Origin of the sequence: Agromyces albus (genome assembly GCF_004134825.1) — a bacterium.
In the GTDB taxonomy this organism is placed as follows: domain Bacteria; phylum Actinomycetota; class Actinomycetes; order Actinomycetales; family Microbacteriaceae; genus Agromyces; species Agromyces albus.
In genome coordinates this window covers 1-7664 of sequence record NZ_SDPN01000076.1, presented here as the reverse complement: position 1 = coordinate 7664, position 7664 = coordinate 1, and the positions used below count along the sequence as shown (strand labels likewise).

Here is a 7664-nt window from a genome sequence, read left to right as displayed (position 1 = left end):
TGCCGGCCCGGCCGCGGCGGCGTCAGCGGCGGCGCCTGCGCCCTCGGGGCCGCCGGTCGCAGAGCCGCCCGACCCAGACCCCGACACCGGAGTCTCCTGGGGCGCTCCGGCCGTACCCGTCGTGCACTGGTTCGGGCCGCGCTTGTCGCAGTCCGCCGGTTGTGGGGCTGTGAGCGCGAGTTGGTTGTTGCTCGGCGAGTCGCCGGGTTTGAACGTGGGGTTGTTGCACGCGTTGGGATCGACGCTCGCGCCCCCGGCGCCAGGGATGCGCTTGATCTGCTCGAAGCCCGCCAGCACGAGGTTCATCGGCAAGGGCGAATAGCCGAGGTCCGCGGCCTGCTGCTGCCCCTCGCACAGCATGTAGCTTGCGAACGCGCCCAGCGTGGCGCCCTTCGCCTCGGTGAAGACCGCCGGCGGTTTCACCTCGGTCGGCACGATCATGTAGGAGTAGCTCGAGAGCGGATAGGTGCGCGGGTCGCCGCTGTTGTAGACGCCGTCGAGGATCTGCGTCAGGTAGTCGGCCGATGCCGCATCGTTGTTGATCTGCGCCTGCAACAGCGCCACGGCCACCGAGCTCGACGTGGGCTCGACGTAGTAGTCGGCGGCGTTCAGCACCTTCGCGACCGGGAAGCCCGACTCGAGCGCGTACGAGTACTCCACGTAGGTGATCGCCCCCTCGCCGTAGCCCTGGCTCACGTAGCCCGCGACGCCCGACGAGCCGCTCTGGGCTTTCCCATTGGCGGGCGTCGGGAACTGCGACCTCATCCCAGCGGTCCACGCGTCTGAGTGTTGCTTCGACATCCACAACGAGAACTGCGCCGACGAGCCCGAGCCGTCGGATCGCACCACCGGCACGATCGCCTTGTCGGGCATCGCGAGGCCGGGGTTGTCGGCCTGGATCGCGGGGTCGTTCCAGTTCGTGATGGCGCCGGTGAAGATCCTCGTGATGGTGGCGCCCGACAGGCGCAGGTTCGTCACCCGCTTGCCGCCGATGTTCAGGTGGTACATGAAGGCCGTGCCGCCGGCGACGATCGGCATGTACGCGTAGCCGCGCGGCGGCACCTCGGGTGCCGAACCGTCTTCGGGGCTCGACTGGAACGGGATCTCGCTGACCGCGTAGTCGATGGTGCCCGCGATGAAGTCGCGTCGACCGGCCGACGACCCCACGCCGGAGTAGTTCACGGTCATCCCGTAATTCGACGCGACGTTTGTGCGCCACTGGTCGAGCGCATTCTGGGACCACGTCGATCCGGTGCCGGTGATCACCTCCCACGTCGCAGCGCTTGCGGGCGTGGCGGCCACTCCCACGGCGAGCAGCAGCGCGCCGAAGGCGGCGACCAGGCGCGTCGGGCGACGCTTCAGCGGGCTCATTGCGGTTCCTCCAGCGGTTGAGCGGATGCCGCGCGACGGGCGGCCGCGGCATCCATGCGTTCGGCATCCCGTTCCGACGCGTTTCGCGCCGCGCGCTGCTGACGCGGGGACAGGTTGCCCGCACCGCGGCCGCCGATGAAGCGGGCGATCGCGAAGAGCGCCAACACGAGCAGAAGCAGCACGGCGGCCGTGCCGAATCCGCGCGCGACGATGTTCGGCTCGGGTGAGCGCACGAAGTCGAACACCTGCAGCGGAAGCGAGATCATCGGGCCTTCGAACGGGTTCGAGTTCATCACGTTCGTGACGCCCGACGTGAGCAGAACCGGCGAGGTCTCGCCGATCCCGCGCGCCGTGCCGAGGATCACGGCCGTGACGAGGCCCGAGCGAGCCGTCGGCAGCACCACGTGCCACACGGTGCGCCAGCGCGAGGCGCCGAGGGCGTACGACGCCTCGCGCAAGTGGCCGGCGACGAGGCGCAGCACGACATCCGACGCCCGCACGATGATCGGGAGCATCATCACCGAGATCGCGAGGGCGGCCGCGAAGCCCGAACGCTGGTGCGTGAAGACCAGGATGACGGCGGAGTAGATGAACAGGCCCGCGACGATCGAGGGCAGCGCCGTCATCGCGTCGACGATCGTGCGCACGAACCTGGCGAAGCGCCCGCCCACCTCGTTCAGGAACAGGGCCGTGACGATGCCGAGCGGGATCGAGATCGCCAGGGCGATGCCGATCTGGATGAGGGTACCGACGATCGCGTGTGCGACGCCGCCGACGTCGAGCCCATCGAGCGGGCCGGCGAACTCCATGTCCTGGAAGAAGAAGTTCACGTGCACGAGCGCCGGGAATCCGCGCAACAGCGTGAAGACGACGACGAAGGTCAGGGCGCCGAACAGGATGACGCCGGTGCTCGCGAGTACGACCGTCATGACCCGGTCGGCGACCTCGCGGCCGTCGCCGGTGGTGCTCACCAGCAGGGCGTAGATCGCGATGAAGGCCAGGAACGCGACGACGATGAAGCCGACGACACCGCTCAGGGGTGCGATCCAGCCGAACAGCAGGGTCGCGATGGCCAGCGCGCCGGCCGCCGCGCCGAACAGGGCGTAGCGGTCGTCGAGGCGTGCAGAACGGATGCGGCGGCGCGGGCCGATCTCGACGCCATCGCGCACCGGCAGGCTGGTGCGGACCTCCGCCTCGGTCTCCTGTACCTCGTCGGCGAGGGAGGGTTCGTACGTGGTGAGCGACATCACGCCTCGCTCTCGGCGCCGGAGCGCGACCGGGCGACGATCGACGAGGCCGCGAAGTTGATGACGAGGGTGATCAGGAACAGCACGAGGCCCGCGGCCATCAGCGCCGAGAGGGCGAACTCGCTCGCCTCGCCGTACCGCAGTGCGATCAGCGCCGACACCGAGTTGCCACCGGTCTTCAGCGCCTGCCAGTTGATCGCGAAGATCGGCGAGATGATCATGTAGACCGCGATCGTCTCGCCGAGCGCCCGGCCGAGGCCGAGCATGGTGCCTCCGATGATGCCGCCCCGGCCGAATGGCAGGACGACCGCGGTGATCATGCCCCAGCGCGTCGAACCCAGCGCGAAGGCCGCCTCACGCTCTCCCGCAGGCGCCTGCATGAACGCCTCGCGCATGATCGAGGTCTGCGTCGGCACCACCATGAGGCCCACGACGATGCCCGCGATGAACGCCGACGAGGTGAACGCACTCGCGTCGGTCAGCGCGGCGCCGTCCTGGTCGGTCACGGCGAAGAACGGGATCCAGCCGAAGTACGTCGAGATCCATCGCGAGACGGGAATGACGCTCTCCTGCAGGAAGAACAGGCCCCACAGCCCGAACACGACGCTCGGCACCGCGGCCATCAGATCGACGAGGGTGATGGACCACTGCTTCAGGCGGCCCATGAGCACCTCGGAGATCAGCAGCGAGGTGCCGAGAGCCAGCGGCACCGAGACGCACATCGCGATGACCGCGATCGTGACGGTGCCGAACAGCACGGCGGCGATGCCGAACTCGCCGGTCTCTGGCGACCACTTCTGTTCGACGAGGAAGTCGAAGCCCGCCACCTGCATCGCCGAGCCCGCGCGCAGCGAGAGGAACAGGCCGACCGCGAGCATGATGGCCACGGTCACCCCGCCGGCCGAGAAGCTGACGGCGCGGAAGACGGCGTCCGACCGCGAGGGGCGCGGCTTCAGCGTCCGCGGCTCCTGCTCCGGACGCGCGTGCGGTTCCTCGTCGGCGAAGATCACGGTGGTCGTGGCCGTCGTCGTGATGCCGCCCGCGCCGCGATCGTCGCTCACGATCGCGCCGATCTGCATGCCCACGAATACATCTGAGACCTCGGGTTTAAGCGCTGGACTGGGTAGTGGCGCAGGGGCGCCGGCTCACGCGTTCACCGTCGCTGCGTTATGTGAACGATCGATGTCGCCCATGCGAAGGAGGGCTGGACTCGGAGCGGCCACAGCGAAATCTCATACCCCCGTTTCGGGGGACGGCGTGGGCGTCGGAGTGGGCGACGGGGTGGCGCGAGGGGGCAGCTCCGCTTCGAGCAGCGTGACGGTCGTCGCCAACGCCAGCGACGCTCCCTCTCCCGGGTCGGTCCCTACGATCGTGCCTGCCGCGACCCCGGCCACGGGTCTCGTGCCGATCGCGACCGTGAATCCCGCGCGCTGCAATGCCGCCAGCGCATCGGCACGCGAGAGCCCGACCACGTGCGGAACCCGATTGAAACCCGACGCGACCGTGAGCGAGACGACGGCGCCCGGGGCAGTCCGCGTGCCGGCCTCTGGAGACGATCCGAGCACCGTGTCGCCCGCTCGCTCCGAATCCACGACGACGAGTTCGCCCACCTCGAGCCCTGCATCGGCGAGCGTGCGCATCGCGTCGGCGAGTGTGGAGAGTGACAGCTGCGGCACGACCACCTCGGCGACGGGGGGCGGCGTCCAGACGGGCTCACTCGACGGGGTCGGTTCGGCGGTCGGAGGTGGCGATGGGGACGCGGATGCCTCTGCGGTCGGCGACGGGATCGCAACCGGCACAGCCGGCGCGCTCGCCGCCACCGACCCGATGATCGCTGCGACGACGACCGCGAGTCCGGCACCCGACATCCAGGCACCGATCCTGCTAGGCCTGCGCTGGGCGACCGGCCGCCGCGCAGCCCCTGCCCGCTGCACCGCCGTGTGTGCGGCCATCGGTGACCGAGCCGGCACCCTCGTGCTGCCCAGCACGCGTGTCACCGTCTCGGCCTCCGGCCGACGCTTCGGTGCCGTGACCCGGGTCGCACCTGAGCTGCGACCCGCGTCGTCGGCCGCAGCACCGGTGGGCGTTGCTGCGGTCGCGAGCTCCGTCCGCATCTCGGCGGCCGACGCGAACCGGTCGACGGGGTCTTTCAAGAGCGCCCTCACCACGAGCCGATCGATCTGGCGCGGAATCCGCGAGTCCATCACCGACGGCACGGGCGGAGGGGTCTCGAGGTGCGCGCGCATCGTCTCTGCGGGCGTCGAACGAGAGAACGGCGCGCGTCCGGTGAGGGCGAAGTAGAGCACCGCACCGGCCTGGTAGAGGTCGCCTCGTTCGTCGACGGCCGCCCCTCGCACCTGTTCGGGCGACATGTACTCGACGTTGCCGATGACGCCCGCCCGGCCCCCGGCCTGCTCGCTGCGGAGAACGTCGGCTCCGATGGCGGCCCGGCCCGCGGCATCCGCGAGACCGAAATCGAGCAGCCGCACGCCGTCGATCGTGACACGACCCGACTTCCCTCGCGCGACCATGACGTTGGCCGGAGAGACGTCGCGGTGCACGAGGCCGATCGCGTGCGCCGCTTCGAGCGCGCGCAGCACGCCGTCGAGCACCGCAATCGCTTCGGCGACAGTCAGCTGGCCGAATCGCCCGACGTGTTCGGCCAGGCTCGACCCGGGGGCCCGCTCGAGTGCGATCCACGCGACGGGTTCGGTCGATGCGGTGTCGACGCCCACATCGAGCACGCCCGCGATGTTCGGATGCCGCAGCGCGCCGGCTCGTCGCGCCTCCGCGAAGAACGCCTCACGGGTCTCGGGTCGCCCCGAGAAGTGCGGATGCAGCAGCTTCAACGCCACCGATGCCCCGGTCGTCGTGTCGACGGCGGCGAAGACCGAGGCCGACCCGCCGGTGCCGAGCAGTTCACCGAGGCGGAACCGGCCGGAGATCAGGCCCGTCGGCTCGGTCATCCGCTGGTGCGCGCAGCGTAGTCACGCGCGACATCTGCGACCGCGTTGACGTACGACTCGACGTGGTTGTAGGCGAACACTGCGCGGTGCCAGTTCGCGGCATCCGAGAGGTCCCCGTACTCGCACAGGTATCGGCCGGCGGCGAGCGCAGCGTCGTCGATCTGCTGCGGGTCGGCGACGCCGTCGTCATTGCCGTCGGAGCCCCACGTCGCCCAGGTCGACGGGATGAACTGCATCGGACCGACCGCGCGATCGGTGGTGGACGTGCCGTCGATGCCGCCGCTGTCGGTGTCATCGATGCGGTCGTAGTCGCCGCCGTCGAGTTCCGGGCCGAGGATCGACGGCCGCGCAACCCCGTCGAGCCCGAGCGCGGACCCCGCGTGGGTGCCGTGCCCCGACTCGAGATGGCCGAGCGCGGCGAGCGTGCTCCACCCCATGCGGCAGTCGGGTGACTCAGCGCCCAGCGCGAGTTCTGCGCCCGCATATCCGAGCAGTGCTCTCAGTGGGATGCCGGTGCGCGACGCCTGCTCGATCGCCCATCCCTCGTCGACGAGGCCCGAGTTGCCTCCCGCGCGCGACGATGCCGGCCGAGCCGGCGTCGACGATGCCGGCGAGCCGCCCGCCGCGGTGTCCGTCGACGGTGGCGCGGGGTTCTGCACCGTGTCGTCCGGAAGCGGCGCCGCCGCGAGACGCACGCTCGGCTCCGAGAACGTGACGAGGCCGCCGATCATCCAGGCGGCAAGGGAGAGGAACGCGATGACCGCCGCACCCGCGACCACGCTGGTGCCCGACGTCATCCCGCCACGCTCGTACCATGTGTGCGCATCATCACACCAGCATTCGACGACTGAACCGGCCCGACGGCGCCGACCGGTCGGCTTGGTCGGACAGGACCGCTCGCGGCATGGCGGCGAGAGCTCCGGTGGCGGCCGCAATTCCGGTCGATGTCGAACTGTACCAACGACTGCACGTCATGACCGGCGCACCCTCGAGCAGGACGGTCCAACCGCGTGAAGCGTTGAGCGGACCGGCGATGACGGCGATCTCGAGGTCTGCCGTGCGCTCCTGGAGTTGCAACACGTGATCGCGGGCGGCCTCGAAACTGCTGTAGAGCACGAAACTCCTGCCGAGCTCACGGTTGTTCGTGGCGTGGATGCGCCAGAGCGCGGGGAGTCGTTCCAGCGCGACGGCGGAACCCGGCCGAATCGGCGACGAGTTGCGCTGCCGCACACCGGCTGCCGTCGCCAGCGGCGTCGGGAAGGTGTCGCGGAACCGAGTCCATGCCCTGAGCAAGGGATCGTCGGCAGAACGGAACTCGGTGAACGTCACGCGTGCACGTCCACTCCGCAAGTCGCCGAGCGCGACATGGCTACCGGTCACGATGCCCTCTACTCCGACGCCGGCAATCTGCTCTGCCGCTTCGAAATGAAGAATCAGCGCTACGGGTTACGGCAACACGCCGTTCGAACCACCTACGCATGTCCGGCAGATGATCAAACGGTGTCGGATGCTTCGACCACTGATGCCTCCCCGAAGGGGGCGTTGTGGTGCCCTTCCCTCGATGGCAGACTGAGGTGGTCGCCGCCCGAGACGGCAAACCCGAATGAAGATGAAGCCCTTGAGCCGATCCGAATCCAGCCAGAACCGCCCGTTGCGAGCGCACGTCGCTCGACGGGCCGGGATCGTGCTCGCAACCTTCACCACGGTGGCCGTGCTGAGTTTCGTGGGGGTCAGTCCGGCAAGTGCCGAGGAGACACCGATTCCCACCCCGGCGCCCGAGGCCACCGCTACGAGCGAGCCGGCACCGGCACCGGAACCGGCACCGACGACAGAGCCGGCACCGAGCGAAGAGCCGCCACCCGCGGAGCCTGCGCCGAGCGAAGAGCCGACGACGCCTCCGCCGACGACTGATCCTCCGACGACGCCCACGCCGACCCCCGACCCCACGCCGACGCCCGACCCCACGCCGACGCCGACCCCCACGCCCGACCCGACCCCCACGCCGACGCCGACCCCCACGCCCGACCCGACCCCCACGCCGACACTGACCCCGACACCCGACCCGACGCAGCCGCCGCCG

Annotated in this window: 7 protein-coding genes; 1 reads left to right on the top strand and 6 read right to left on the bottom strand. The window is 70.0% G+C overall.

The window, feature by feature from the left end; translation table 11 throughout:
* From pstS to ESP51_RS19905, 6 genes are all read right to left on the bottom strand, one after another.
* Positions 1-1371: phosphate ABC transporter substrate-binding protein PstS (gene pstS, locus ESP51_RS19930; RefSeq protein WP_129522607.1), on the bottom strand; the 1371-nt coding region annotated here is incomplete at its 3' end.
* Positions 1368-2618, bottom strand: a complete 1251-nt coding sequence (gene pstA, locus ESP51_RS19925; protein WP_129522606.1) for a phosphate ABC transporter permease PstA — start codon at positions 2616-2618, stop codon at positions 1368-1370. The genes pstS and pstA, both read right to left, overlap by 4 nt.
* The gene (gene pstC, locus ESP51_RS19920) at positions 2618-3697 is read right to left on the bottom strand and encodes a phosphate ABC transporter permease subunit PstC (protein WP_129522609.1); all 1080 of its coding nucleotides are present in this window, start codon (positions 3695-3697) and stop codon (positions 2618-2620) included. Before pstC ends, pstA begins: the two co-directional genes overlap by 1 nt.
* Before the next feature lie 153 nt (positions 3698-3850).
* A complete protein-coding gene (locus tag ESP51_RS19915; protein WP_129522605.1) occupies positions 3851-5584 on the bottom strand; it encodes a protein kinase domain-containing protein in 1734 nt (577 codons plus the stop codon).
* A complete protein-coding gene (locus tag ESP51_RS19910) occupies positions 5581-6381 on the bottom strand; it encodes a lytic transglycosylase domain-containing protein (RefSeq protein WP_206737380.1) in 801 nt (266 codons plus the stop codon). The genes ESP51_RS19915 and ESP51_RS19910 overlap by 4 nt, the downstream gene beginning before the upstream one ends.
* Before the next feature lie 31 nt (positions 6382-6412).
* Positions 6413-6964 (bottom strand): hypothetical protein, encoded by a 552-nt coding sequence (locus ESP51_RS19905; RefSeq protein WP_129522604.1) that lies wholly within the window; start codon positions 6962-6964, stop codon positions 6413-6415.
* Positions 6965-7202: 238 nt separating this feature from the next.
* Between ESP51_RS19905 and ESP51_RS20910 the strand changes: the two genes are divergently transcribed.
* Positions 7203-7664: hypothetical protein (locus ESP51_RS20910; RefSeq protein WP_206737379.1), on the top strand; the 462-nt coding region annotated here is incomplete at its 3' end.